23 protein-coding genes are annotated in these 26,920 nt (G+C 63.9%); 12 read left to right on the forward strand and 11 right to left on the reverse strand.

Translation table 11 applies throughout. The annotated features are described in order from the left end of the window. The first annotated feature begins 47 nt into the window (after positions 1 to 47). The gene (locus OOJ09_RS30055; protein WP_269908684.1) at positions 48 to 1,001 is read left to right on the forward strand and encodes a hydrogen peroxide-inducible genes activator; all 954 of its coding nucleotides are present in this window, start codon (positions 48 to 50) and stop codon (positions 999 to 1,001) included. Between the two features lie 19 nt (positions 1,002 to 1,020). Here the strand turns inward: OOJ09_RS30055 and OOJ09_RS30060 are convergent, their stop codons facing one another. Continuing rightward, complete coding sequence (locus tag OOJ09_RS30060) at positions 1,021 to 1,734, reverse strand: DNA helicase (RefSeq protein ID WP_269908685.1); 714 nt, start codon at positions 1,732 to 1,734, stop codon at positions 1,021 to 1,023. Between the two features lie 305 nt (positions 1,735 to 2,039). Between OOJ09_RS30060 and OOJ09_RS30065 the strand changes: the two genes are divergently transcribed. Beyond that, positions 2,040 to 3,041 (forward strand): hypothetical protein, encoded by a 1,002-nt coding sequence (locus OOJ09_RS30065; RefSeq protein WP_269908686.1) that lies wholly within the window; start codon positions 2,040 to 2,042, stop codon positions 3,039 to 3,041. Positions 3,042 to 3,178: 137 nt separating this feature from the next. On the opposite strand, the gene OOJ09_RS30070 is transcribed toward OOJ09_RS30065, so the two are convergent. Both OOJ09_RS30070 and OOJ09_RS30075 read right to left on the reverse strand, forming a co-directional pair. Then, positions 3,179 to 4,429 carry a hypothetical protein gene (locus OOJ09_RS30070; RefSeq protein WP_269908687.1) on the reverse strand — a complete coding sequence of 417 codons (1,251 nt, stop codon included), beginning with the start codon at positions 4,427 to 4,429 and terminating at the stop codon, positions 3,179 to 3,181. A 630-nt stretch (positions 4,430 to 5,059) separates the two neighbouring features. Then, positions 5,060 to 5,509, reverse strand: a complete 450-nt coding sequence (locus OOJ09_RS30075; RefSeq protein WP_269908688.1) for a GatB/YqeY domain-containing protein — start codon at positions 5,507 to 5,509, stop codon at positions 5,060 to 5,062. Positions 5,510 to 5,786: 277 nt separating this feature from the next. Between OOJ09_RS30075 and carA the strand changes: the two genes are divergently transcribed. Further along, positions 5,787 to 7,016 (forward strand): glutamine-hydrolyzing carbamoyl-phosphate synthase small subunit, encoded by a 1,230-nt coding sequence (carA, locus tag OOJ09_RS30080; RefSeq protein ID WP_269908689.1) that lies wholly within the window; start codon positions 5,787 to 5,789, stop codon positions 7,014 to 7,016. A 43-nt stretch (positions 7,017 to 7,059) separates the two neighbouring features. Here the strand turns inward: carA and OOJ09_RS30085 are convergent, their stop codons facing one another. Beyond that, the gene (locus OOJ09_RS30085) at positions 7,060 to 8,325 is read right to left on the reverse strand and encodes a TCR/Tet family MFS transporter (RefSeq protein ID WP_269908690.1); all 1,266 of its coding nucleotides are present in this window, start codon (positions 8,323 to 8,325) and stop codon (positions 7,060 to 7,062) included. Between the two features lie 295 nt (positions 8,326 to 8,620). Continuing rightward, a complete protein-coding gene (locus OOJ09_RS30090; protein ID WP_269908691.1) occupies positions 8,621 to 9,544 on the reverse strand; it encodes a neutral zinc metallopeptidase in 924 nt (307 codons plus the stop codon). 212 nt (positions 9,545 to 9,756) lie between these two features. Here OOJ09_RS30090 and OOJ09_RS30095 point away from each other — a divergent pair, with 212 nt between their 5' ends. Continuing rightward, on the forward strand, positions 9,757 to 11,805 hold the full coding sequence (locus OOJ09_RS30095; protein ID WP_269908692.1) for a hypothetical protein: 2,049 nt from the start codon (positions 9,757 to 9,759) through the stop codon (positions 11,803 to 11,805). A 194-nt stretch (positions 11,806 to 11,999) separates the two neighbouring features. On the opposite strand, the gene OOJ09_RS30100 is transcribed toward OOJ09_RS30095, so the two are convergent. Together OOJ09_RS30100 and mntR are read right to left on the reverse strand one after the other, a co-directional pair. Beyond that, positions 12,000 to 12,188, reverse strand: coding sequence for a hypothetical protein (locus tag OOJ09_RS30100; RefSeq protein ID WP_140774647.1), 189 nt, complete (start codon positions 12,186 to 12,188; stop codon positions 12,000 to 12,002). Between the two features lie 107 nt (positions 12,189 to 12,295). Further along, positions 12,296 to 12,751: a manganese-binding transcriptional regulator MntR gene (gene mntR / locus OOJ09_RS30105; protein WP_269908693.1), complete on the reverse strand. Its 456-nt coding sequence runs from the start codon at positions 12,749 to 12,751 to the stop codon at positions 12,296 to 12,298. A gap of 233 nt (positions 12,752 to 12,984) precedes the next feature. Between mntR and OOJ09_RS30110 the strand changes: the two genes are divergently transcribed. Both OOJ09_RS30110 and OOJ09_RS30115 read left to right on the forward strand, forming a co-directional pair. Further along, a complete protein-coding gene (locus OOJ09_RS30110; RefSeq protein WP_269908694.1) occupies positions 12,985 to 14,343 on the forward strand; it encodes an Nramp family divalent metal transporter in 1,359 nt (452 codons plus the stop codon). Positions 14,344 to 14,475: 132 nt separating this feature from the next. Further along, the gene (locus tag OOJ09_RS30115) at positions 14,476 to 15,126 is read left to right on the forward strand and encodes a dihydrofolate reductase family protein (protein WP_269908695.1); all 651 of its coding nucleotides are present in this window, start codon (positions 14,476 to 14,478) and stop codon (positions 15,124 to 15,126) included. A gap of 236 nt (positions 15,127 to 15,362) precedes the next feature. On the opposite strand, the gene OOJ09_RS30120 is transcribed toward OOJ09_RS30115, so the two are convergent. After that, positions 15,363 to 16,232, reverse strand: coding sequence for a LysR family transcriptional regulator (locus tag OOJ09_RS30120; RefSeq protein WP_269908705.1), 870 nt, complete (start codon positions 16,230 to 16,232; stop codon positions 15,363 to 15,365). Positions 16,233 to 16,413: 181 nt separating this feature from the next. On the opposite strand from OOJ09_RS30120, the gene OOJ09_RS30125 reads away from it, so the two are divergent. Continuing rightward, a complete protein-coding gene (locus tag OOJ09_RS30125) occupies positions 16,414 to 17,013 on the forward strand; it encodes a LysE family translocator (protein ID WP_269908696.1) in 600 nt (199 codons plus the stop codon). A gap of 218 nt (positions 17,014 to 17,231) precedes the next feature. Here the strand turns inward: OOJ09_RS30125 and OOJ09_RS30130 are convergent, their stop codons facing one another. Then, positions 17,232 to 18,026: an SDR family NAD(P)-dependent oxidoreductase gene (locus OOJ09_RS30130; RefSeq protein ID WP_269908697.1), complete on the reverse strand. Its 795-nt coding sequence runs from the start codon at positions 18,024 to 18,026 to the stop codon at positions 17,232 to 17,234. Positions 18,027 to 18,234: 208 nt separating this feature from the next. Here OOJ09_RS30130 and OOJ09_RS30135 point away from each other — a divergent pair, with 208 nt between their 5' ends. After that, positions 18,235 to 18,690: a MarR family winged helix-turn-helix transcriptional regulator gene (locus OOJ09_RS30135; protein WP_269908698.1), complete on the forward strand. Its 456-nt coding sequence runs from the start codon at positions 18,235 to 18,237 to the stop codon at positions 18,688 to 18,690. Positions 18,691 to 18,713: 23 nt separating this feature from the next. On the opposite strand, the gene OOJ09_RS30140 is transcribed toward OOJ09_RS30135, so the two are convergent. Beyond that, the gene (locus OOJ09_RS30140) at positions 18,714 to 19,892 is read right to left on the reverse strand and encodes an MFS transporter (protein ID WP_269908699.1); all 1,179 of its coding nucleotides are present in this window, start codon (positions 19,890 to 19,892) and stop codon (positions 18,714 to 18,716) included. Positions 19,893 to 20,087: 195 nt separating this feature from the next. Between OOJ09_RS30140 and OOJ09_RS30145 the strand changes: the two genes are divergently transcribed. The 4 genes from OOJ09_RS30145 to carB all read left to right on the forward strand — a co-directional run bounded on the left by OOJ09_RS30145 (position 20,088) and on the right by carB (position 26,338). Next, positions 20,088 to 20,444, forward strand: coding sequence for an ArsR/SmtB family transcription factor (locus OOJ09_RS30145; RefSeq protein WP_091579340.1), 357 nt, complete (start codon positions 20,088 to 20,090; stop codon positions 20,442 to 20,444). A 255-nt stretch (positions 20,445 to 20,699) separates the two neighbouring features. Continuing rightward, entirely contained in the window at positions 20,700 to 21,458 is a 759-nt protein-coding gene (locus OOJ09_RS30150) for a metallophosphoesterase family protein (protein ID WP_269908700.1), read from the forward strand. 277 nt (positions 21,459 to 21,735) lie between these two features. Continuing rightward, entirely contained in the window at positions 21,736 to 22,593 is an 858-nt protein-coding gene (locus OOJ09_RS30155) for an SH3 domain-containing protein (RefSeq protein ID WP_333474502.1), read from the forward strand. A gap of 241 nt (positions 22,594 to 22,834) precedes the next feature. Further along, a complete protein-coding gene (gene carB / locus OOJ09_RS30160) occupies positions 22,835 to 26,338 on the forward strand; it encodes a carbamoyl-phosphate synthase large subunit (protein ID WP_269908702.1) in 3,504 nt (1,167 codons plus the stop codon). Between the two features lie 33 nt (positions 26,339 to 26,371). Here the strand turns inward: carB and OOJ09_RS30165 are convergent. Next, positions 26,372 to 26,920: hypothetical protein (locus OOJ09_RS30165; protein WP_269908703.1), on the reverse strand; the 549-nt coding region annotated here is incomplete at its 5' end.

Raw genomic sequence — 26,920 nt, forward strand, 5'->3', positions numbered from 1 at the left:
TGATTAGTTTAAGTTGGATTTCCTGATTACAGCGATAAGATGACATTATGGCGAACCTGACGCTGAAGCAGCTGCGCTATTTCGAGGCGTTGGCGCGGCATAATCACTTCGGACGCGCGGCTGATGCCTGTGCGATCTCGCAGCCTGCGATCTCGGTGCAGATCAAGGAATTGGAAGAGACGCTGGGCACGGAGCTTTTCGAAAGAGGCGCGCGCCAGGTGCGGCTGACCAATTTCGGCGAGGAATTTGCGCTCCGCGTCCGCGACATCCTGCGTTCGGTGGATGAACTGGCGGACCTGGCGCGGGCCTCGCGCGACCACCTGGTGGGACGGCTGCGCATCGGCGTGATCCCGACCATCGCGCCATATCTTCTGCCCGCCATCATCGGCAACCTCGCCCGCATGCATGACGGGCTCGATGTCCACGTGCGCGAGACGCAGACGCAGAAGCTGATCCAGGAGCTCGCAGACGGTCGGCTCGACGCGGCCATTGTCGCGCTGCCGGTGTCGGAACCTTCACTGACGGAAATCGTGCTGTTCGCCGAGAACTTCGTGCTGGTCCGGCCCGGCGAAGACGAGGGCAAGCCGGTACCCAATCGCGAAATGCTGCGCGAGATGCGGCTGCTCCTGCTGGAAGAAGGCCATTGTTTCCGTGACCAGGCGCTGTCGTTCTGCAACATGCATTCGGCGCGACCAAGGGAGTTGCTGGACGGCAGCTCGCTTTCGACCCTCGTCCAGATGGTCGGCGCCGGCGTCGGCGTTACCTTGATCCCGGAAATGGCCGTGCCGGTGGAGACACGCTCGGCATGTGTCTCCATCGCCCGCTTCGCCAGCCCGCAGCCCTCGCGAACGATCGGCATGATCTGGCGCAAGACAAGCCCGATCGCCAGGCAGCTCCTGCGGATTTCCGAAGTGGTTCGCCGGTCGGCCGACGCGATGCGCGAGCAATACGATCCGGCACCGGCCGCGCAACCCCTCAACCTGCCGGCGGCAGCGCAATGAAGGCTGCCCGACCCGATCGTCAGCGCGCTGCCTGGAACCTGATTTCACCCTCGTTCAGGAAACAGGTCTTGTTGAACAGCGACAGATCCAGCGGGTTCGGCAACCGGACATCGCCGATATCGGGACACGGCTTCTTCGCCGGATCGTATGAGCGGTCGATCTGCGAGATGAAGACGAGGATCAATCCCCTGTCGCGCGCAAAGGCCTTCAGCGTGCGGACCTGCGCCATCAGGTCCGGGTTTTCCCGCTTCTGATCGAGCAGCTGCAGATAATCTATGACCGCCAGCGTGCCGCGCGGCGCCGCCCGCAACGTCTTGACGATATAGTCGGCACTGATCGCGTCGGAATTGTCGAAGTCGAACAAGTGGTTGAAACGCGCCGGCTCCACCCCGATGGCGCGAAACCGATCCAGCACATCCCTTTGCGTGTACTCCAGCGTGAAGAACACACCCCGATTGCCTGACTTCATGGCCTCCACTACGAGTTCGAGGCTCATCAGGGTCTTGCCGTGGCCTAGCCGCGCACCGACCAGAACCAGGTCGCCGGGCGCCAGTCGCGCGAACAATCCGCCGGCAGGCGCCGTTTCGGCTGCCTTGCTTGCAAGCAGGCTCCAGCTGGCAAAGCCTTCTCGTGCCGCTATACGGTCAAGCGCTTCGTGGAGCGGAGCCTTGCTCTGGCGGGACAACAACCTGGCTTGACGCTTCAGATGGTAGACAGGCGCGGATAGCTTCATCACAACCTCCTGGTGCGAGCCTTTTTCGCAACCCCTCCTCATGCCTGGTGCTCGAACAGTCGGTTCGGTGATCGGATAGCCCTGCATGAATGATGCTTTCCCGGTGGAGGGAGGGGGCGCGGGCAGCGCCAGAATCAAATCATAGCTCAATCCTTGAAGATCGAAAATCGAGCATGTTCACAGCGCCATGCGGGGGCGCTGAACAAGATGTGTTTCGCCGATTGGCGCGAGGCCATTTATGATCGGCTCAAGGCGGCAACCCCCGTAAGGTATCGCGGAATGGCCTCGACAGGAGAATTGATCCGGTGCGGTTGAGATCTGTCCCGCTGGGTGTCGTCACCAGCCTCATCCTCGTCGTCATCGCCTTGACGGCATCAGTCCGGTCCTTTGCCGCATTGCAGCCATCGGGCGTCCCGGCATGGCTGCAGGCCCATGTCGGCGAAGGCGAAGGTCAAATCGCACAAGTGGTGCTGGAGAGGGCCCGCGCGCTTTACCTGAAGAAGGTTGGCGAAGGCGCCGTCAAAAACCCCTGCTACTTCGCCATGGACGCGACACGCCCCGGCGATCTGGGCAATGGCGAACTGGGGCGCCGCTACTACATCATCTGCGAAGCCAACCAGTCGTTTCGCGCGGTTTCGGCGGGTCACGGCGGCGGTCGGAATTTGAAAGGCGTCGTCGATTTCGCGAATGGAAGACGGTGCGCGAAGAACTTCGGCAATGCGATGGATTCGGAATTGACGGCCGGCGGGGCCTATATCACCGGCGAGGAGAAAACATCGTTCAAGGGCTACTACCGCGTCGGGGCGAAACAGGACGCGGTTTTCCAGCGCACCTTCGTGCAGTTTGACGGCGAAGGCGAAGCCGCCAATGCCAGACAGCGGGTGATCGGCGGCCACGCGGCCCAGGTGCTGCGCGGCATGTGTCTTCGGAAAAGTCCGGACCGCTCATACGCCGACCATGATGGCTACGTGCCGTTTGGCAAGCTGGTGGACTACGCCGGCGGCCGCAGCAATGGCTGCACCAGCTGGTCGCCGGCGGATGCGGAGCGGATCGTCCCGATGGTGAAGGACAATCCGACCACGCTCTATATCTATCCTGAATCACGCGACATCGCCGCCATCGCGCAAGCGGCGGCGACCGGTCGTTCGCGGTCAGCCGCCGAACTCTATTGGAATGCATCCTGCCTGAAGGAAATCGGCTCTCCGAAATTCTGGCCGCGAAAGACCCTCGAGCCAATCATCGCTCAATACAAGAAGGATCATCCGGCACCGCCGCCCCAGCCGGTGCCGATTTGCAAGGAACCGTGACTCAAGAAGACAGTTCGGCGCGAAAGCGTGACTCTCTGCCTGATTTTCGAGTGAGGAAACGGATCACGTCCCAGCCTGCATGCCATTCTGGACCGAGCTCTATCGGACCGTGAACAGCTATTTAAGTCCTGAAACGCTCAGGCAGGGTCAGCCGACAATTTTTCGAGCAACGCGTGTTGGATGAAATCGCCGACGCTCTCGCACGACTCTTGTGTGGTTGCCAAATTTTCAGGCCGATACCAACCATGAGTGGTCAACAGGGGTGGAAAAACCGGAGGCCGATTAATGGCAGTATAGGTCGCAGCGACGAGGTGTGTGCCACCCGGATCGACCGCGTAGACTTCCACCGCTGGCGATGCGATATCCTGGCCGACTCGACTGTCCTTAAGAAATTGCGGCTGGCGCGGCAATCGAATGAGGACATAATCAGGCGGCGCTGTGTCAGCCGCCTGGCCCTGATTGATTGGCGATCCTGCTGCCGCGCGCGTGAACCGGAGATACGCGCTCTTGCTTTGTCCGCGCGTCAGGACATCGCCGACCTCACGGTCGCTTGAAAGAACGCGGATCCGGGCGCAATTGATCAATGACCAGTCGTCGCCTTCAATGACCACACCGTTGACCTTTGCCGGGAGCGTGACCTTGGAAATGGCAGCAACGGCAGCCTTTTCACGCGCTTTGGCCGCCTGAACCGAAGAGAACGACGCTGCCCACAGGCCAAATGGGATCAAGGCGACCAGTAGTGCCGCGACAGCGATCAGGTCTCGTTTTGCCGTGAGCCGCAAAACCGATACCACGACTCCGGTGTAGAGAAGGAATGTTGGCATCAAGATCGGCAGCGCGTAAACCGCGAGCAAGATCGGCAAGAGCTGACCGCTCATTTGGCCTTTTGTCGAGAGCGACCAGAAGAAAACAGCGAGCGCCGCAATCATGCCGATGACTGCGGCACGCTTCGGCTGCCAGAGGTTCGGCGCTTCCCCCGCCGAAACGGATATCGCCGACGGCGTAGCGGGAGCAATCAGATGCGACCGCCAAACCCGGTAGACCGCCAAAGCGAGAAAGATCGGCATCGTGTATGGCGCGTAGAACAGGAACAAGAATAGCCGAGCCGTGATCTGAACTGGCAGTTCCGTAAGGCCGAATGGTGGAAAGCCACTTGCGCGCAACGCGGCGGCAAACGACAACCATCCCGCCAAGAGTCCTATCGCATTGTCCAGGACACGATTTCCTCCATAGCGAAGGACATAACGTGACGGGAAGCCGAGCAGACCGACAAGGACCAACCCAAACAGAGCATAGATCGGTGCATGAAATGACAGGATGCCCGCCGAGAACGGATACGCCCACCCTGACCCTGCATGTTGCAGGAAGCCCTGGTCGCCGACCAACATGAGTGGTGGGAACGCCCCCATCCATGGGCGCAACCCCGCATCACGTGCCCTACGGATACATGCGCTCAGGATAACCGCCAAGGCGCCAACAAAGAAAAGAGGGCGTAGCGCGGTGGAAGCAACGAGAGAGACGGCGCCGCATGTATCTATTTGACAGTGTGAAGCCGTCGCAATCACCTTCAAAAGGAATGGGAAAAGAAAGACTGTTCCGATAAGGAATACGATCGCAATAGCCGCTCGCCATGCATAAGAGGGTCGATCGAGAACACCTGTCCAAGTAAACATCGAGCGCTATCCTTCTCCAGAGCGCTCTTTCTTAACCGTTGAAGGTGATCAAATCCTTACAGACGATCTTCTTTGTCAGCTACGCAACTTAAGGCCAAAACACAGTACTCACACATAATGAGCCTTCAGTCTACGAGGCGAGAACCCGTAGGGCGCGGGAGAATCTCCGCCTCGAAAAGTGAAAAATGGGGTCCTTCGGACCCCATCGCCAGTTACATCCAGTGTGGAAAAAAGTGCTCCGCGCTGCAATTAGGCCAATGAGTCAGGCTTTTGCGGATTCCGAGTCAGACTACTTTGGTTTTGAGTCAGATTTCTGAGCATCCCCACAGGGGTCGGGAAATCGTCCTACTGCAACAGACCTTTGACGATGCCGCTCGCCTTGCCAAAATCCATCTGGCCGGCATATTTCTGCTTCAGCGCGGCGATCACCTTGCCCATGTCCTTCTGGCTGGCGGCTCCCGTCGCCGAGATCGCCTCGCGTGCGGCTGCCGCTATTGCGGCATCGTCGAGTTGCGTCGGCAGGAAGTCGCGGATGATCTCCATCTCGCCGCGTTCCTGCGCGGCCAGCTCAGGCCGCTTGCCGTCGTCGAATGCCTTGGCCGATTCCTCGCGCTGCTTCACCATCCTGGCCAGGATCTGCAGGATCTCCTCGTCGCTGGCCGGCTGCTTGCCGGCACCGCGATTGGCGATATCGCGGTCGTGAATGGCGGCCTGGATCAGCCGCAGCGTCGGCAACCGGTGCTTGTCCTGCGCCTTCATCGCGCTCTTCAGGGATTCGGCGATTTTTCCGCGCATGGTGCTTTCTCCTTCGATCGGCGCGGACAATAGCGCCGGGGGCAAGCCAACGCAAACCCTGATGTTGCCGGGCAAGCCTCTGATATTGCTTGATGAAATAAATCCAAATCCTATTTCGCATCATCATTGACCGCTCTGCCCCCTTCCCCTATGTACTGGGCCTTGCATGAACTGAACCTTGGATGCGTGGGGGCTGCGAAATCGCTGCCTTGCGCCGTTTGCTGCGCGGATGGCCCGCCGGGCCGGCTGAAGCGCGCAGCCTGATAGGAGTGCCGCCATGGCCACGATGACCGCCGCGTCGACCCCCGCGTCGACCCCCGCATGGGCCACCGAGAAACCGACCGCCCTTTTGGTGCTGGCCGACGGCACCGTCATCGAGGGTCGCGGCCTGGGCGCCACCGGCTCCGCCGTCGCCGAAGTCTGCTTCAACACGGCGCTGACCGGCTATCAGGAAATCCTCACCGACCCGTCCTATGCCGGCCAGATCGTCACCTTCACATTCCCGCATATCGGCAACATCGGCACCAATGACGAGGACATCGAGGATCTCAATCCGGCCGCGCGTGCCGGCGCCGTCGGCGCGGTGTTCAAGGCCGATGTCACCAACCCCTCCAACTATCGCGCCGGCACCGGTCTCGACCAGTGGCTGAAGAAGCGCGGCATCGTCGCCCTGTCTGGCATCGACACCCGCGCGCTGACCGCGCTGATCCGCGAAAAGGGCATGCCCAACGCCGTCATCGCGCATGCGCCCGACGGCGTGTTCGACCTCGACGATCTGAAGCGGCGCGCTGCCGCATGGTCGGGCCTGATCGGCCTCGATCTCGCCAAGGAGGTCACCTCGGGCCAATCTTCCGTATGGCGCGAGACGCCATGGGTTTGGAACGAGGGCTTTGGCGAACAGGCCGAGCCGTCCATGCATGTCGTGGCCATCGATTATGGCGTCAAGCGCAACATATTGCGCCTGCTCGCCGGCCTCGGCGCCAAGGTCACCGTGGTGCCGGCCAGCACCGGCGCCGAGGAGATCCTCGCCATGGTGCCGGATGGCATCTTCCTGTCCAACGGCCCCGGCGATCCGGAAGCCACCGGCGACTATGCCGTGCCGGTCATCCAGGACCTGCTCAAGACCGACATCCCGGTGTTCGGCATCTGCCTCGGCCACCAGATGCTGGCGCTGGCGCTGGGCGGCAAGACCGCCAAGATGCATCAGGGCCATCATGGCGCCAACCATCCGGTCAAGGACCACACGACGGGCAAGGTCGAGATCGTCTCGATGAACCACGGCTTTGCCGTCGACGCCGACTCGCTGCCCGAGGGCGTCGAGGAAACCCACGTCTCGCTGTTCGACGGCTCGAACTGCGGCATCGCGCTCACCGGCCGTCCGGTGTTCTCGGTCCAGCATCACCCCGAGGCCTCGCCCGGCCCGCAGGATTCGCACTATCTGTTCCGCCGCTTCGTCAACCTGATCCGCGAAAAGCGCGGCGAGGAATTGCTGGCGGAACGGGCTTAACTCGATCTGTTAGCGCTTGCCCTCATCTGCCTGCCAGCACGGCTCATATCTGTGCCCCGTCGTTCGCCACGCCAGTCGTGACATTTCCGAGCGCCGCCGGCCTGGCCACTTTCGTGACGAAGACCACAAGCGCCAGCATCAGGAAGCATGCGCCGACGAGATAGGGCGCGCCGCCGAACACGGCCGGCGCGTTCGGCCCCGTGAACCAGGAAAAGATCGCCGTGTAGAGCAGCGGCGTGATGATCGAGGTGATCGAGAAGATCGAGGTCATCGCGCCCTGCAGTTCGCCCTGCGCCGAAGGCGGCACCTTGGCTGCGGCCAGACTCCTGAGTGGCGGGTCGGCCAGCGCTTCGAGACAGCCGATGACGATCACCGCATAGATCATCCAGCCTTGTGACGCGAAGGCGTAGCCGAAGGCGCTGAGCGCCGTGAAAGCGAGACCGATTGCCGCCGTCTTCCACTCGCCAAGCCTGGGGATCACGCGCGGCAGGACCGTCGCCATGACGATCGCCCCGCACAGGCCGAAGGCACCGAGCGAGAAGCCGATCTGCTGCTGGTTCCAACCATAACGGTAGCTGGAGACGAACGACCACACCGCCGGGTACATCATGTGCCCGAGCGTCATCAGGAAGAAGACAAGCCCGATCCAGCCAATGCCTTCATACTGGCGCATCTGGAGAAGCGTGCCGACCGGATTGGCGCGTTTCCATTCGAAGCGGCGCCGGTGCTTGTCGTCAAGCGTTTCCGGCAGGAATAACAGCGCGATCAGGAAGTTCACGAAGGCAAGGCCGGCGGCGAAGTAGAACGGCACGCGCGGCCCGAACGTGCCGAGCAGCCCGCCCAGAACCGGCCCGATGACGAAGCCGACGCCAAAAGCGATGCCGAGCAGGCCGAAGTTCTTCGCCCGGTTCTCATCGGTCGAGATGTCGGCGATGAAGGCCGATGTCGTCGAATAGCTGGCGCCCGAAATGCCGGCCAGCACGCGCCCGATGAACAGCATCCAATAGGACCAGGCGACGGCGCAGATCAGATTGTCGATAGCGAATGTCAGCACGGAGGCGAGCAGGATCGGCCGCCGTCCGAACCGGTCGCTCAACCCGCCCATGACGGGCGCGAAAAAGAACTGCATCGCCGCATAGACGAAGAACAGCCAGCCGCCTTCGATCGCCGCCGCGCTGATGCCGACGCCGGTCAACTCCCTGAGATAGGCCGGCAGCACCGGCATGATGATGCCGAAGCCGATGATGTCGAGCAGCAGCGTGGTGAAAACGAGCGCAAGGCCCCGCCTGGCGGTTTTGGGATCGATCATGACGGCTCCTCTGCTCGCCCTGGGGCGCAGGCGGACGCACCTTATAGGCGAGCCCACCGCGGGGAACAATAAGGGAACAGACAGGAATCGTTGATCCTGACTCTCCCTGACGGCGTCTTTGCCATCAGATCAGCGTTGGGAAACGCGCGCCCGAGACTGTTTCGAGATTCGCTCCGGCGAGCCATATAGTGGTGGTTTCGAGAACCGGAGCGCAGCGGACGTTTGGTCCGTGAGCACCGGAAGCGCAGAAAACGCCGCTAGATGGCCGCCAGAGTAGAATTTCCAGACAGTCTCCTCAGATCGGGCCGCTCAGCGTATTGCAGTCCGAAAGCTTGCCGCTCTTGTAGCCGCGCGCCAGCCAGGTCTGCCGCTGCTGCGAGGTGCCGTGGTTGAAGCTTTCCGGCACGACATAGCCCTGCGTCTTCTTCTGCAGCGTGTCGTCGCCGATCTGCTTGGCGGCGTTCAGCGCGCTTTCGATGTCGCCCTGCTCCAATATGCCCTTCTGTGCGGTGTAGTGCGCCCACACGCCGGCGAAACAGTCGGCCTGGAGCTCGATGCGCACCGACAGCTGGTTGGCATCGGCTTCGCTCATGCCTTGCCGCATCTGGTTGAACTTGGACATGATGCCGGTCAGGTTCTGCACGTGGTGGCCGACCTCATGCGCGACCACATAGGCCCGCGCGAACTCGCCCGAAGCGCCGAACTGCTGGTCGAGCTGCTGGAAGAAGGTCATGTCGAGATAGACCTTGTGGTCGCCCGGACAATAGAACGGTCCGGCAGCCGCGGAGGCAAAGCCGCAGGCCGAACGAACCTGGTCGCTGAACAGCACCAGCTTCGGGTCCTCATAGGTCAAGCCTTGCGACTTGAAAATGCCGGTCCAGGTGTCTTCGGTCTCGGCCAGCACGGTGGCCACGAACTGCTTCATCTCGTCGTTGGCAGGCGTGCCCGCGCCGCTGTCCTGGCCGCCGCTGTTGTCGGTGATCTGGCCACCGCCGCCCGGCGCCAGCCCGCCATCGCCACCGCCCAGGATCGTCGACGGATCAAAGCCGAAATACCAGCCGGCAAGCACCACCAGGATGACGAGGAAGATGCTGCCACCGCCGCCGGCACGGCCGCCGATCGGGATGCGGAACTGACCGGGGCCGCCGCCGATACCGCCGCCGCTGTCGCTGCGGTCGTCCTCGATATTGTCACTCTGACGACGGCCTCTCCAGAGCATGGCAACTCCTCGCGCTGCGAACTTCCCAATCGTTCCGGCAAGGCCGGTTCAACCCAACAAACAATTATCCCAATGGTTGCGCCAAGTCACAGCATTTTTCGCGGCTTGGGTGTTGCTGGCATGCGGGCTTCACCGCTCTGGCCGAGCCCAGGGAAGGCCTGTAGCATCGCCTGCGAACGGAGGGACGAGGGCGCTTGCGAACGATCGGCCGGATGATGTTCTTGCTGGCATTGAGCTGCCTGGGCTTGCGGGCCGCTGGCGCGGTGACGCTTGATTCCAGCGTCGCCGTCACCGATCCCGCCACCTTGCAGGCGCTGGAGCGTGGCGGCCTGTCGATCAGCCGCCTGCTCGGGCCCGCCCTCGGCCTCACCCGCGACGTCGACAATCGTGGCCTGTTTTCGGTGCCGGCGCTGGCCACGGTGCGCGACAGCGTCAAGCAGCAGATCCTCGATGAACCCAAGACCAGCCCCGACCCCTATGTCGCGGCAATGGCGAAGTCGAACGACACCAGCCAGAAGTTCGATCCAAAATACATCGATGACGACGGCTCGACGCTGGACCTGACCGGCGTCGTCAACCGCATGGATCGCGGCTATCTCGGCCATACCGAATGCGGCGAGATCCGGCTGGTCTACCGCTTCCATTATTCGGTCGCGGGAAAGGCAGCCAATGGAAAGGGGACGCAGCGCATCTCCTCGCGCCTGCCGCTGACCATGAGCCTTGTTTTCAATGCCAAGCCCACACAAGCAGAAACCCGCGCCTCGAAGGACCTGCCGCGCGCAACGGACGTGTCCTGCGCCGAAATCGCCAAGCGCTGGCTGGCCGCCGGTCAAAAGGACCTGCCGCCCGAACAGCTTGCCGCCTGGCTGCGCTCCGGCGAAGGGCCGTTGTCCGGCGCCATGCTGAACGCGTCGCAGATCATGCGGCTCGAACTCAACATGCAGGTGCTGCGCCTGTCGGCCTCGACGCGGCGCGATTTCGGCGGCCATGCCGAGTACCTGCTGAAGATCTTCAAATGGAATCCGGCCACTTCGAGCTTCCATGAATCGAGGATGGAAAACCAGATCGACCGGGCAATCGTGCTGGCCGACAAGCCGTCCTTCGCCAGATGGCTGCTCACCGACCGCAACATCTACGACCTCGACCACGGCCGGTTGGTGATCGATGAGAAGTTCCTGGCCAAAAGCGCTGTCTCGGTCGCGCCCGGCGGGCTGGGCCGGTCGCAGAACAACATCGCCTACGGGCTGGTCGACAACGCCGATATCGACAAGGCGCTGAAGGACTACGTCGCCAGGGGCAACACGCTCGCCACCATCAAGTCGGTGGCCGGCTTCGAATTGCGGCTCAACGAGATGAGTTGCACCGGCTGCCACCAGACGCATGGCATTGCCGGCTTCCACTACGCCGGCGCCGACCCCGCCAGCGAGCCGCGCCGCAATGCCGTCTTCGTGCCGGGCTCGGCCGTCTTCTTCGCCGACCTGCCGCGCCGGCGCGCCATCGTCGAGCAGTTCGCCGCCGGCGGCCACCCGGATTTCACGCGCGGCTTCGCCGCCCGCCCTGACCAGAAATATGCCGAGGCGCTGAAAGGCACCGACCTCTACAATGGCTGGGGCTCGATCTGCTATCGGGGCGAGGATTTGAGCTTCAAGGACTGGACCTGCGGCGTCGGACTGCGCTGCGCCGGCGTGCACGAGAGCGCCATCCATCCGGGCTTCGGCACCTGCGTCAGCGAGGCCGGCACGGCGGTCGGCGATCCAGTCGAGTTCGGCGAGATCAGGATGTCGAGCTGGGGCAACGACAAATATTGCCGCCTGTCGCCGGCCACCGCCAAGGACTGCGCCATCGATCCGGCGCGCGACAAGAAGCCCGTGGTGAAGCTTGCCGGTTACGGTGCCGCGCGCCAGCGCTACGACAATCCGCAACAGAAGACCGGCGGCTTTCCCGGCGGCATGCTGCGCAAGGCAAGCTGCGACAAGCTTCCCGACGAAGCGACGTGCGGCCGGCTCGCCAAGACCGGCTTCAACGACTGCGTTGCCTCCGGCAAGGACCACAAATATTGCACCAAGGAATTCACCAAGACCGCCGGCCTGCGCGCCTGCGACAAGGCGCATCCCTGCCGTGAGGACTATATCTGCACCGCGGGCTACGACGACCTGCCGCAGGCGAAACCGGGTGAAGGCACCTGCATCCCGCCCTATTTCATCTTCCAGTTCCGCGTCGACGGCCACCCGCGCAGCTGGGTGCAGGATGTCAGGGAGTGAGAGAACGCTTTGCCGTAGGCAAATTGAAAGGTCCAGTGGACCTTTCAAAGGGCTCGAACGCCCGAAGCCATAGCGGAGGTGGGCCAAGCGCCCGACGGCCATGATCTGCGGGTGTCATCGTCGATCAAAGGCACAGTGACGACCTCAAGGCAGACGGCTTGTTTGGACAGCCTCCAGCTCGTTGAAAAGACCGCTCAGCCCTTCTGTTTGGCGCCGGCGCTCTTGCCGTCGGAGCTTTTCGAGCGTTCCTCGAAACGCGCGGCGCCCTTCTTCAGCGGATGGCCGGTCTCGGCCTCGGTCTTGCGCTCGTCCTTCGCCGCCGCCTGTTTCAATCCCTTGGCTGCCTGCTTGCCCTTCGCGGTCGGTGCCTGTTCAACGCCCATTGCTTCCTCCGTTGCCGCGCGACAATTGCGCGATGTCAGGAGCAACGCATGTAACGAGCAGCGGTTCCGGTGGCTTGTCGTTTGGGAAATTCGGCGGCTGGCGAGGTTCAGCGCGGCGACGTCATCGCCTTGCGAAACGCTTCCAGCGTCTCGGCGCTGACATGGTGCTCGATACCCTCGGCATCGATGCGCGCCGTCTCGGCGCTGACGCCGAGCGAACGCAGGAAGGCCTCCACCGTCTGATGGCGGATGCGGCTCTCCTCCGCGACCTTGCGGCCGGCATCGGTCAGGAACACGCCGCGATAGGGTTTTCTCGAAACCAGCCCGTCGGCGCACAGTCGCGTCAGCATCTTGGCCACAGTCGGCTGGGCGACACCGAGCCGGGCAGCGATATCGACCTGGCGCGCCTCGTTGCCGTCCTCGATCAGGTCGGCGATCAGCTCGACATAGTCCTCGACCAGCGCACTGCGACGCGCTTCGCGCGTGTGCCTGAATCCCTCCGAATGAACATCGGCGTCAGGCAGCGGCTTTTCGCGCGGGACCGGTCTGTTCTTCAGCGCCAATGCGCGCTCCTCCTGGGGGCTTGGCCTCCATGCATTTATAGCACGGGCTCTGATTCTTCAGGCCGTTTATTTGCATTCCGCCTCGGGTGCAACCGGCGTTTCCGATTGCCCCTTCGCACCTCGGTCAAGCGTCGGATAAAAAGCACCGACAATGAAATATAGCATATTGCATAATGTTGAGCCGCGACATAGCTTACGGCAGTATCGACCAGTCTCGCGGAAAGCGCTCTTTCATGTCCGAAGCCGAAGCCTCCCGATCCACATGGCAGTTTGCCAGGCCTGAGGACGACGACCAACCCAGCCTGCGCGAGGTCAATTCCTCCATCGCCGTGCCGAGTTCGGGCGCCTGGTTCCGCCGCCTGTTCGCCTTCATGGGGCCGGGCTACATGGTCTCGGTAGGCTATATGGATCCGGGCAACTGGGCGACCGACCTCGCCGGCGGTGCCCAGTTTGGCTACACGCTGCTGTTCATCATCATGCTGTCCAACCTGATGGCGATCCTGTTGCAGGCGCTGGCGGCGCGGCTTGGCATCGCCACCGGCCGCGACCTCGCCCAGGCCTGCCGTGCCTACTATCCCCGCCCCGTCAATTTCGTGCTGTGGATCGCCTGCGAACTGGCCATCATCGCGTGCGACCTGGCCGAGGTCATCGGTACCGCGATCGCACTGCAGCTCCTGTTCGGCATTCCGTTGGTCGGCGGCGCCATGCTGACGGCGCTCGACGCCTTCCTGGTGCTGCTCCTGATGAATAAGGGGTTTCGCTACCTCGAAGCCTTCGTCGTCGCGCTTTTGATCATCATCTTCAGCTGCTTCGCCATCCAGATCTTTTTCGCCGCGCCGCCGGCCGGCTCGATCCTGCATGCCATGTTTGTGCCGTCATCGGAGATCCTCACCAATCCGGCGATGCTCTACATCGCCATCGGCATCATCGGCGCCACCGTCATGCCGCACAATCTCTATTTGCACTCCTCGATCGTGCAGACCCGTGCCTATGAACGCACCGACAAGGGCAAGCGCGACGCCATCAAATGGGCAACGACGGACTCGACCATCGCCCTGATGCTGGCGCTGTTCGTCAACGCCTCGATCCTGATCGTCTCGGCGGTCGCCTTCCACGGCACCGGCCACCAGGATGTCGCCGAAATCGGCCAGGCCTTCGAGTTGCTGTCGCCGCTGCTTGGCCTCGGCATCGCCTCGATCCTGTTCGCCGTGGCGCTGCTGGCCTCCGGCCTGAATTCGACGGTGACGGCGACACTGGCCGGCCAGATCGTCATGGAAGGGTTCCTGCGCCTGCGCATCCCCAACTGGGCACGCCGGCTTCTGACACGCGGCATCGCCATCGTCCCGGTGGTGGTCGTCACCGCGCTCTATGGCGAAAAGGGAACCGGCCAACTGCTGGTGTTCAGCCAGGTCATCCTGTCGATGCAGCTGCCCTTCGCGGTCATCCCGCTGGTGCAGTTCGTGTCCGACAGGAAGAAGATGGGCAACCTCGCCATTCCGCGCGGCGTTGCCGCACTCGCTTGGGTGGTCGCCACCATCATCCTGGTGCTCAACTTCAAGCTGCTCTACGATACCATGTTCGGGGTCGGCTGAGTTCCAGTCCCTCTACTGCCTCACTTTCATTGTCAAAAAGTCCGCATGCGTTGTCGGACCAGTGAGCGGTCGCCCGTCCTTGGGCTGAAGTCCTGCCCCAACGGCGTGGATTGAAGAAACGGGAGCACTGGAATGAGAAAGATCATCGCCGCGACATTCGTCAGCCTCGACGGCGTCATGCAGGCGCCGGGCGGTCCGCAAGAGGATCCGGTCGGCGGCTTCAAGTTCGGCGGCTGGACGTTCCATTACTTTGACGACGTGGCGGGCGCGGCAATGGATGAACTCTTCTCCAAACCCTTCGCCCTGCTGCTCGGCCGTAGAACTTACGACATCTTCGCCGCGTACTGGCCGTATCAGAAAGATCCGATCGCCGATGCCTTCAACCCTGCGACCAAATATGTGGCGACGCATCGGCCGGATACGCTCACCTGGCAGAACACGCAATCGCTTGGGCCGGATATCGTCGCGGCGTTGCGCCGCCTCAAGCAGGAAGATGGACCTGACTTGCTCATCCAGGGGTCGGGCAATCTGATCCAGACCCTGCTCGCCAACGGGCTGATCGACGAGATCCGGCTGATGATCTTCCCGCTGTTGCTGGGCAAGGGCAAGCGGCTGTTCGGCGATGCCGCGATGCCGGCCGCCTTCAAGCTTGTCAAGTCGCGGACTTCCAGCACCGGCGTCATCATGGCGACCTACGAACGATCAGGCGAGATCGAGGTCGGCTCCTTTGTCACGGGCGAGCCGTCCGACGCCGAGCTCGAGCGGCGGAAGACCTGGAGGTAGCTGGACGGCCTTGGCACCTTTCCTCTCCCTCCGAAGGGGGGAGAGGTGGCGCTGCGAAGCAGCGACGGAGTGGGGGAAGCCATTCGCCAACGCACCGCCGTAAGGCTGAACCAAGCGGGCAAGAAGACTCAGGCAGGGGCAATCAGGCGGAAAAAGATCGACCCCCACTCCGTCGAGCTTCGCTCGACACCTCTCCCCCGATCGACGGGGGAGAGGAACCCAAGGTCTGCTTGGTCTCAAGCCGCCACCGGCCGCCGCGCCAGCCCGTCGCGGATGTGGCGCGCGAATTCCTGCGCGGCGGGGCCGACACCATGCCTTGGCAAATGCAAATTGATGGCGAAATTCGGCAGCGGCGGCAGCCCGGACTCGAGAGGCAAGATGTCGAGATCGGCCGGCACGGTGGACGCCAGCCAGGTGGTGACGGCGAGGTCCGAGCGGACAGTCGCCGTCGTTGCGTCGATGTTGCCGTTCTCGAACACGGTGCGCCATTCCAGCCCATGCTCGCTGAGCGCCGACAGCACCGCTGGCCGGAAGGCGCAGGTGTCAGCGACGATCGAGACGGGCAGCGGCCGCTTGGCGCGGGCAACGCCGCCCTTGGCGCCGACCCAGACCAGCCGGTCTATGGCCAGGCACTCACCGGCAGAGGGCCCGACGCGCTCCTCGATCACAGCGAGGTCGATGGTTCCGGCCGCAAGTGCCGCCGCAAGCTCTGGCGACGAGGCGCAGATCAGCGATATCTCGACCTGCGGATAGGTCTCGGCATAGGTCTTCAACACCGGCGCCAGCAAGGTGCCGACAAGGTCATAAGGCACGCCGAGGCGCACCTGGCCGGCCACTGGCGTTCCCGCCATCTCGGCCCAGATCTCGTCATTGAGGCCAAGCAGGCGCTTGCCCTTGCCGAACAGCCGTTCGCCGGCATGCGTCAGCCGCAAGCCGCGCCGGTCGCGCTCGAACAGGCTCGAGCCGAGCGCCTCCTCCAGCCGCTTGACCTGCTGGCTGACGGCGCCTTGCGTCAGGTGCAGCGCGTTGGCGGCCGCCGTCATGCTGGCCTTGTCGGCGACGGTCACGAAGGTGCGGATCAGCGTCATGTCGAGGTTTCGGATCATGGTTTGCATTATGATCTCTAATGCCAAACATGGCAAACATTGCATTTACTGAAGTTCGCGCGCGGCTACGATGCTACTCTTCGCTAATGCATGTCGCCCAAAAGCGCGTAGCGGTTTTGGGAGAACGACAAGCATAAAAACAAAGACTTAAAGCGCCTCGACGCGCTTTAGAGGAAGCCGCATGCTCGAGCCCATCACCCCCCTCGTTCTGTTTGCCGTCGTTGCCACCACCACGCCAGGCATCGCAACGACATTGTCGACGGCATCCGGCGCCCAGTTCGGCTTTCGCCGTTCCGTTCCCTTGCTGGTCGGCAGCGCCGCCGGCCTCGCCACGGTGACAGGCGCCGCCGCCGCCGGGCTCGCCGGCCTGCTGCTTGCCGTGCCTTCGCTGCAGCTGGCGATGAAGATCGCCGGCTCGCTCTATCTCGTCTGGCTGGCGATCAGGATCGGCCGCAGCGGCCCACCCAATCTGGACGTGACCATGGCCGGGCCGAACAGCTTCCTCGGCGGCGCCGGCATTCAATGGATGAACCCCAAGGGCTGGGCGATGGGGCTGGGCGCGGCGGCCTCGTTCGCGGCTCTCGCCAGCGGCCCGCTGCAGCTTGCGCTGCTGCTCGGCGCCACTTTCGGGCTCGCCGCCGCCGCATCCCTGTCGCTGTGGTGCGTGGCCGGCATGCTGCTTGCCCGCCTGCTCAAGACCGAGTGGCAATGGCGCGCGCTCAACATCGTACTGGCGCTGGTGCTGGCCGCCTCGATCATTCCGATGTGGCGGTCCGCGTAGAGGTAACTACTTTCCCACAGTACCCCCACCCGGACCTACGGTCCGACCTCCCCACAAGGGGGAGGTGGAGGCGCCCTTCCCGCCCCGAGGGAATCGCGGTCCTCACCCTCCCCCTTGTGGGGGTCCGAAGGACGGGCAAGACCCGTGGCTCGCCCCGGCAAGTCGCTGCTAAGCGGCGGGGTGGGGTTCTGGTTCGCGAAGCGAACCAGCCCTAGCTCTCAAGCCGCGTAGCGCGCCGCCGGCTTGTTGGCGTGCAGGCTGCCGAAAAAGCCCTGCCTGGCGCCAAGGAAGGCATCCAGCTTGGCCGCATCGGCAAGCCCGGGCGCGGTCACGGCTTCGCCCCTGGCCAGGCCGACAAGTGCGGCGTCGACCAGATCGTCGGCACTCATGACGATCTCCTGCGGAACGTTGTTGATGTCGCTTCCGGCGGCTTCCCAGAAATCGGTCCGGGTGGCCCCCGGCAGCACCACCTGCACCGTCACCTCGGTGCCCGCGACTTCGCGCTGCAGGGCCTCGGTGAAATTGACGACATAGGCCTTGGTGCCGCTGTAGATGCCGCCGAACGAGGTGTCGAAGGCGAGCACCGAGGCGATGTTGACGATGGCGCCGCGATTGCGTGCGATCAGGCCGGGCAACACTGCGCGGGTCAGCCGCGTCAAGGCGATGACATTGACCTTGATCATGCGCTCGGCGACATCGGCGTCTGCCGTCGCGACCACTTGCGCACCGCCAAGGCCGGCATTGTTGACCAGTAGCGTCACGCTGTCGTCGGCGGCGATGGCCTGCTCGACGCGGCGGACGTCATTGTCGTCGGCGAGATCGGCGCTGATCACGCCGACCTTGTGGCCGTATGCATAACGCAGCTTCTCCGCCAGTTCCTCGAGCCGGTCGGCGCGCCGCGCCACCAGCACCAGATCATAGCCCTGCCCCGCCAGCCGGTCCGCATAGACCGCGCCGATGCCCGACGAGGCTCCGGTGACAACCGCCGTGCCCTTGTTTTCCTGTCCACTCATTGTCCTGTTCCTTCTTCGATTGACTTGCCTGGCCGCCGGCACCGTGGGCAATCGCCCTCGCCTTGCCGGCAAAGCCGCATTATCTCATTTAGTGGCATATACCACTATAACCGAAGTAGGCATATGCCACTATCTTGTCAATGGTCGAAAGGAAGATTATTTGAGGGGTAGCTGACGGAGATCGTTTTGCCGTCGCCAAGGACACATCATGTCGAAAAACGCCCTGCCCGGACTGACCCTCTGCAACAACGCCATGCTGCGGCGCGCGGCGCGCAAGCTCGGCCAGTTCTACGATGATGTGCTGGCACCCTCGGGGCTCAAGGCCACGCAGCAGGGCCTGCTTTATCAGATCCACATCGGCGACGAGCCGGCCATGGGTGCCATTGCCTCTTCGCTGATCATGGACCTGTCGGCGCTTGGCCACACGCTGAAGCCGCTGATCCGCGACGGCTATGTCGAGACCTTCGCCGACCCCGACGACCGCCGCATCAAGCGGGTGCGGCTGACGCCTCGGGGCCTGGTCAAGCTCGATGAGGTGATGAAGCTCTGGCACGTCGCCCAGCAGCGTTTCGAGGATGTGGTCGGCAAGGATCAGGCGACAAGCCTGCGCGCGGCGCTGGACGGCATCGCCGCGCTGGATTTCGATCTGCCGCCGGCTGGCTGAGCCGGCCGGCATCGCAGACAGACCTATTCCGCCGGCATGGCCACCGGCCTCGCCAGCATCCGGCCGGCGAGCACGATGCCAAGCCCGACGATCGGGAAGGCCGCGGCGACAAGGCCGAGATCGGCCGGCGCGCCGTAGCGCAGCACAGCGCCACCAACCACGGCGCCCAGCGCCACGCCGAGATAGAGCGCCGAGCCGTTGAGCGACAGCACGATCGGGGCCGCATCTGGCGCCAGCTTGATGATGCGGCTGGCCTGCGCCGGCGGGAACGCCCAGCCGACGATGCCCCATGGCACCATCATCGCCATCAGCGCCGGCCCGGCAATATGGGCCGGCAGGAAGGTCGGGATGACCGAGAGCATCACCAGCATGGCGGCGCTCAGCGTCAGCGACCAGCCGACGGTGCGGGTGGCGCCGAAACGGTCGGCGGCCTGGCCGCCGGCAATGTTGCCGATGACGGCGCCGACGCCGAAGGCGAGCAGCATGCCGGGCAGCGCGATCTGGCTGAGCCCGCCGCCCTCGATGGCAAGCGGCGCGACATAGGCAAAGACGGTGAAGGCGCCGGTCAGCGCCAGCAATGTCGTCAGGAGGATCGGCATCACGCCGGGACGGGTGGCCGCGGCAAGCCGCCGCCCGAGCGGCAGCCTGGTGCCGACAATGCCGCGCGGCAGCCGGTACCACAGGATGGCGCCGGCGAGCGCGCCGAGCCCGGCGATTGCGTAGAACGTACCGCGCCAGCCGGCGATCGTCGCAACCAGCGCACCGAGCGGCGCGCCGACGGCGACGGCCACCGTGGTGCCGCCGACGACGACGGCGATGGCACGCGCCCGGTGGTGGTCATCGACAAGCGCCACCGCCGTGCCCTGCGCGGTCGTCGCGAACAGACCCGACGACAGCGCCATGACGATGCGCGCTGCCAGCAGCACTTCGAAGGATGAGCTCAAGGCGGCGGCAACGTTGCCGATGACGAAGAACACCAGCGTCCACAGGATGACGCGGCGCCGGTCCCATTCGCCGGTCAGCGTCGCCAGGATCGGCGTGCCGACCGCATAGGCGAGCGCGAAGGCCGTGATCAGCGTGCCGGCCAGCGGAATGGAAATGCCGGCATCCCGGGCGATGTCGGGCAGAAGGCTGGAGATGACGAAGCCTTCGGTCGAGATCGTGAACGATCCGAGCGCAAGCCAGAAGAGGCGCTTGTCCATGGCTGATGTCCTTAGTTCAAAAGTTATTGAACAATTGGACATAACAGGGCATGTTGTCAATGAAGCCGGGGGAAAATAGCTGAACCGTCCTGACAGCCCTGTGTCAGCATGGATCGCGGAACGGAGAAACGGTGTGTACGGCCACGGCGGGACAGACGCGTTGAAATCGGCCGGAACTGTGCTTAGGTTCCAGCCATGACCTTGCCTCACCCCAATACCGACCAGATCAGCCTGCCCATTGTGCTCGGCGTGCTCGGCGACCCGACGCGCCTGGCGATCGTGCGCTATCTCGCCAGCAAGGAAGGCGTGCCGCTGAACTGCAGCCAGTTCCTCGATCTCGGCTCGAAGACCAATCTGAGCTATCACCTCGCCAAATTGCGCGAGGCCGGCGTCACCCGCGCCGAAGTGGTGGGCACCAGCCGGATGATCACGCTGCGCCGCGCCGACCTCGACGCCCGCTTCCCCGGCCTGCTCGACAGTGTCATCGCCGCCGCCGGAGACGACCCGGCGCTGCCGGCGGTCGGCGGCCACGACATCGAGATTTCTGCCTGACGGCACCGGAACCGCCAATCGTAGGAGCGGGTCTCGCAGAACCTGGGTTCCTCGCCCCCACGAAAGTGGGGGAGAGGTGGCTCGGCGAAGCCGAGACGGAGAGGGGGATCTTGACGCCCCTCACCCCTTCAAAGAAGCTTCATTTTTCTTCAACGCGCCGCGTGCGAAAGGCCCCCTCTCCGTCCGCTTCGCGGCCACCTCTCCCCCGCTTTGCGGGGGCGAGGAAACGGTGCCTCACCCCACGGAGCTCCCCGCATGCGCATCGCCGTCCTCGCCGACATCCACGGCAATGTGCTGGCGCTGGACGCCGTGCTTGAGGATCTGCGGCGGCGCGGCGGTGCCGAGCTGAGCGTCAATCTCGGCGACAGCGTTTCGGGCCCGCTGTGGCCGCGCGAGACGTTCGAGCGGCTGCGGGCGCTCAACCTGCCGACGGTGCGCGGCAACCATGACCGCCGCGTCGCCGCCGATCCAGCCGACGAGACCATGTGGGCGTCCGACGCCTACGCGCAGGAGCGGCTGACAGAGGCGCAGCGCCAGGTGCTTTTCACACAGCCCCTCACCTTGGAGATCGCGCCCGGCGTCGTCGCCTTCCACGCCCGTCCCGACCATGACGAGAAATACCTCGCCGACGCGGTCGTCGACGGCCAGTTGGTGCGCGCGCCGCTGGCGGCGATCCGCCGGCGGCTGAAGGCGCTCGACCCCGCCTGCCGCATCGCGCTGTGCGGCCACAGCCACCGCGCGGAGCTGATCCGCGTCCCCGACGGCCCCACCATCTTCAATCCGGGCAGCATCGGTTGCCCCGCCTATGACGATGCGACGCCCCCGGCGCATGTTTCCGAGCAAGGCTCGCCGCATGCGCGCTATGGCATCGTCACATTGAGTGGCGCCGGCCAGCCCGACCGCTTCGATGCCATCGCCGTCGACTACGACCATGAAGCCGCGGCGCGCCAGGCCGAACAGGCGGGACGGCCGGAATGGGCGCACGCCCTCAGGACGGGGTTCATGCCGGGCTGAATGCCCTTGCATTCATGCCCCCCAAGGCTGAGCGAAGCTCATGCCCGGCTGAAACCTGTTTCATGCCAAGCTGAACGCACTTGCGTTCATGCCGCCCAGGCTGAACGCCCTTGCGTTCATGCCCCCAGCGCTGATCCGGTTCAGGCCGGACCGACACAGACCCCTGAATTTTCCGGCTTACATGGCGGCGCGTCGTCCCTTATAAAACCGGCCAGGCATGTGGCGGGCTCGGCCCTGCCGCCGCATGGTGTCTTGGGTATCAGCGCACGGCCACATGATGAGGCGCACAGTTACGCTCCGAACAACCCTGCATGCGCTGATTGCCGCACCGCTGCTGATGGCGGCATGGCCGGCCACTGCCCCCGCGCTGGCCGAGGAAGCGCAGGACATCGTCATCTCCATCGTGACCGGCCTGGCGCCGGACGATCTCCTCAATGTCCGCGTCGCCGCATCGGCGATCGCCAAGGTCGAGATGCGCCTGGCCGCCGGCGCAAGCGTCACCAATCTCGGCTGCAACGACGTCAACGGCCACAAATGGTGCAAAATCGCGGCCACCGACAACCCGAAGCTGAACGGATGGGCGCCCGCGCGCTACCTGATCCCCCTCAATCCGGCCACCTATGTCGAGGGCACCGCCGGGGCCGCCGCGGCTTCTGCCCAGCCGGCGCCGGCACTGCCGCCAGACCTCTCGGCGCGGCTGGGTGGCGAGGGGCAGGCCGTCTCCGAACCGCCGACGAAATCCGCCGCCATCACCGCCATGCAGGATGCCTACGGCCTGGCGCTGGCGGCGAACGAAACCCCGCCGACCGGAGAGATCCAGGACCCCGCGCCAGCCCAGCCGCAGGATGCCGCCGCTCCTGCCTCCGGAGCCGTGGAAATCCCCTGCGCGCGCTATGTCGGCCAGCCGATGACCCGCTGCGAAGCGAGCGTCACCCGCAACGGCACCGACAAGGCCGACGTGACCGTGGCATGGCCCGATGGCGGCACGCGCGTCATCTCCTTCTCCGCCGGCCTGCCGGCCGGCTCGAACGCGGACGGCGATTTCCGCTTCACCCGCGAGGGCAGCCTGAACATGATCCGCGTCGGCGTGTCCGAACGCTTCGAGATCCCGGATGCGGTGGCGTTCGGAGGCTAGGGATTAGGCAGTAGGCAATAGGCAGTAGGGGTGTACGTTCAAGGCGCTTGAAAAGCCCTACTGCCTACTGCCCAATCCCTACTGCCTAATCCCACTGCCTCCGCTCGCATTTTCGGGGTTACATCGGGCGAACTCTTCCCTATAAGGCCCTCCTAGCCTGATACCAGAATCGCGAGCACAACCGGCCGGGTCTTCCCGTCCCGGTTTTTTGTGCAAGCCGCCCGCCGAACGGACCTACGCCATGCCAAGACGCACCGACATCAAGTCGATCCTGATCATCGGGGCCGGCCCCATCGTCATCGGCCAGGCCTGCGAGTTCGACTATTCCGGCACCCAGGCCTGCAAGGCGCTGAAGGAAGAAGGCTTCCGCGTTATCCTGGTCAATTCCAACCCGGCCACCATCATGACCGACCCGGAACTGGCCGACGCCACCTACATCGAGCCGATCACGCCTGAAGTGGTGGCCAAGATCATCGCCAAGGAACGGCCCGACGCGCTGCTGCCGACCATGGGCGGCCAGACCGCGCTCAACACCGCTTTGTCGCTGCGCCGCATGGGCGTGCTCGACCGCTACAATGTCGAGATGATCGGCGCCGACGCCACGGCCATCGACAAGGCCGAGGATCGCGCACTGTTTCGCGAGGCGATGAAGAAGATCGGGCTGGAAACGCCGAAGTCGATGCTGGCCAACGCCACCGACGTCAAGAACGCCGACCGCAAGACGCATGAGGCCGAGCGCGCGGCGCTGAAGGCCGAGAAGCCCGAGAACCTCGACGCCGCGCTCGATGCGCTGGAGACTCGCTGGAACCTCGGCGAAGGCGACCGCAAGCAGCGCTATATCAGCCACGCCATGGCGATCGCCGCCCAGGCGCTCGACCATGTCGGCCTGCCCGCCATCATCCGCCCGTCCTTCACCATGGGCGGCACCGGCGGCGGCATCGCCTACAACCGCGCCGAGTTCTACGACATCGTCCAGTCCGGCCTCGACGCCTCGCCGACCACCGAAGTGCTGATCGAGGAAAGCGTGCTCGGCTGGAAGGAGTACGAGATGGAGGTCGTCCGCGACAAGGCGGACAATTGCATCATCGTCTGCTCGATCGAGAACATCGACCCGATGGGCGTGCACACGGGCGACTCGATCACCGTCGCCCCGGCGCTGACCTTGACCGACAAAGAGTACCAGATGATGCGCAACGCCTCGATCGCGGTGCTGCGCGAGATCGGCGTCGAGACCGGCGGCTCCAACGTGCAGTTCGCCGTCAACCCGGCCGATGGCCGGCTGGTGGTGATCGAGATGAACCCGCGCGTCTCGCGCTCCTCCGCCTTGGCCTCCAAGGCGACCGGTTTCCCGATCGCCAAGATCGCCGCGAAGCTCGCCGTCGGCTACACGCTGGACGAGCTGGAGAACGACATCACCGGCGGCGCGACGCCCGCTTCCTTCGAGCCGTCGATCGATTACGTCGTCACCAAGATCCCGCGTTTCGCCTTCGAGAAATTCCCCGGCGCCGAGCCGGTGCTGACCACCGCCATGAAGTCGGTCGGCGAGGTCATGGCCATCGGCCGCACCTTCCAGGAATCGCTGCAGAAGGCTTTGCGTGGCCTCGAAACCGGCCTGACGGGTTTGGACGAGATCGAGATCCCAGGCATCGGCCACGGTGCCATGGCGGCCAACCATGCCGACGACCGCAACGCGATCCGCGCCGCCCTGGGCACGCCGACGCCCGACCGGCTGCGCATGGTGGCGCAGGCGATCCGCATGGGCACGTCGCTGGAAGACGTGCACGCCATGTGCAAGATCGACCCGTGGTTCCTCGAGCAGATCGCCGGCATCCTGGCCATGGAAGCCCGCATCCGCGAGCACGGCATCCCCGAGGACGCCGTCAACCTGCGCATGCTGAAGGCGATGGGCTTCTCCGATGCCCGCCTCGCGTCGCTGACGAGGACCGACGCCGAAGTGATTCAGAAGATTCGCGAAAAGCTCGACGTTCATCCGGTTTACAAGCGCATCGACACCTGCGCGGCCGAGTTCGCCTCGCCCACCGCCTACATGTACTCGACCTATGAAGTGCCGTTCGCCGGCGCCCTCGCCAACGAGGCGCAGGTCTCGTCGCGCAAGAAGGTCGTCATCCTCGGCGGCGGCCCCAACCGCATCGGCCAGGGCATCGAGTTCGACTATTGCTGCTGCCACGCCGCCTTCGCCCTGCGCGACGCCGGCTATGAAGCCATCATGATCAACTGCAACCCGGAGACCGTGTCGACCGACTACGACACTTCCGACCGTCTCTATTTCGAGCCGCTGACGGCGGAGGACGTGCTGGAGATCCTGCGCGCCGAACAGGCGTCGGGAGAGCTGGTCGGCGTCATCGTCCAGTTCGGCGGCCAGACACCGCTGAAGCTCGCCGACGCGCTGGAGAAGGCCGGCATCCCGATCCTCGGCACCTCGCCCGACATGATCGATCTGGCCGAGGACCGCGACCGCTTCCAGAAGCTGCTGCACAAGCTGAACCTCACCCAGCCGAAGAACGGCATCGCCTATTCGGTCGAGCAGGCCCGCCTCGTCGCCGGCGAGCTCGGCTTCCCGCTGGTGGTGCGCCCCTCCTATGTGCTGGGCGGCCGCGCCATGCAGATCATCCATGACGAGAGCATGCTGCAGTCCTACCTGCTCGACACCGTGCCCGGCCTGGTGCCGGAGGACATCAAGCAGAAATACCCCAACGACAAGACCGGCCAGATCAACACGCTGCTCGGCAAGAACCCGCTTTTGTTCGACACCTATCTGTCAGGCGCCATCGAGGTCGATGTCGACTGCCTCTGCGACGGCAAGTCGACCTTCGTCTCCGGCATCCTGGAACACATCGAGGAGGCCGGCATCCATTCAGGCGACAGTGCCTGCTCGCTGCCGGTTCACTCGCTGCCCTCGGAGCTGGTCGACGAGCTGGAACGCCAGACGGCCGCACTTGCCCGCGCGCTCAATGTCGGCGGGTTGATGAACGTGCAATATGCGATCAAGGACGGCACGGTCTATGTGCTGGAGGTCAACCCGCGTGCCTCGCGCACCGTGCCCTTCGTCGCCAAGACCATCGGCCGTCCCATCGCGAAGATCGCCGCCCGCATCATGGCCGGCGAGACGCTGGAAGACGCCTTCGCCCACTACGGCGCCATGCCCGACCCCAGGAACCCCGGCCACATCGCGGTCAAGGAAGCCGTCTTCCCCTTCGCCCGCTTCCCCGGCGTCGACATATTGCTCGGCCCGGAAATGCGCTCGACCGGCGAGGTCATGGGCCTCGACCGCGACTTCGCGCTCGCCTTCGCCAAGAGCCAGCTGGGGGCCGGCGTCGACCTGCCGCGCTCGGGCACGCTGTTCGTCTCGGTGCGCGACGAGGACAAGAAAGGCATATTGCCGGCGGTCAAACGCCTGGCCGGCCTCGGCTTTAAGGTGCTCGCCACCTCGGGCACGCAACGCTTCCTCGCCGAAAACGACGTCGTCGCCGAAAAGATCAACAAGGTGCTGGAAGGCCGCCCCCACATCGAGGACGCCATCCGCAACCGCCAGGTGCAGATCGTCTTCAACACCACGGACGGCCAGAAGGCGGTGTCGGACTCCAAGTCGCTGCGCCGCGCCACGCTGATGCAGAAGGTGCCCTATTACACGACGCTGTCGGGCGCGGCCGCGGTGGCCGAGGCGATCGCGGCGCTGAAGGCGGGGAGCCTGGAGGTCAGGCCGCTGCAGGAATATTTTGCCTAAACTATGTTCGCCAGAATAGGTCGTTCCCATGGCTTATATCGATTGATCTCGATCTTCCTCCAAGAATTTCTCATAAACGCCGGTCCCAAATCCTGGCTTGCCTTCCTTCGACTCCAGGCTTTTCGACAGCAGAGCGCAGACGTGCTGGAGACAAATTATTGGAATTCTTGAGGTGTCATTTTCGTCTCGCCAAATGTGCGTTCCACCATAGATTGGCCGAACGTCCTCCTTATCGGCGTAGCAATATTCGATAGACCCTCTGTTAACTCCAAGTGTCGGCAGTGTCCACACGACCGCCACATCAATCTCTCTCGGATTTTTCTTCTTACTCTCAAAATCATCAATTAGCGCAGAAAAGGCATATTTAAACTCAAGGACCTTACCAAGACCATCAACAGTATTCTCCGCATCTCTGCGCGAAAGCGGATCACTATATGAATCAGTGCTTTCACTGTGATTAATGTCAAGCAAGCCATCATACCGTGCCGAGCCAGACAGAGCTCTAACTCGATAGCCCTTCAAAAACTGCTTAGCTATCATGGCGCCAAACAAATATATGACGTCGTTTTCGCTGTCGGGGTC

This window comes from Mesorhizobium qingshengii, from assembly GCF_027563465.1.
In the GTDB taxonomy this organism is placed as follows: domain Bacteria; phylum Pseudomonadota; class Alphaproteobacteria; order Rhizobiales; family Rhizobiaceae; genus Mesorhizobium; species Mesorhizobium qingshengii_A.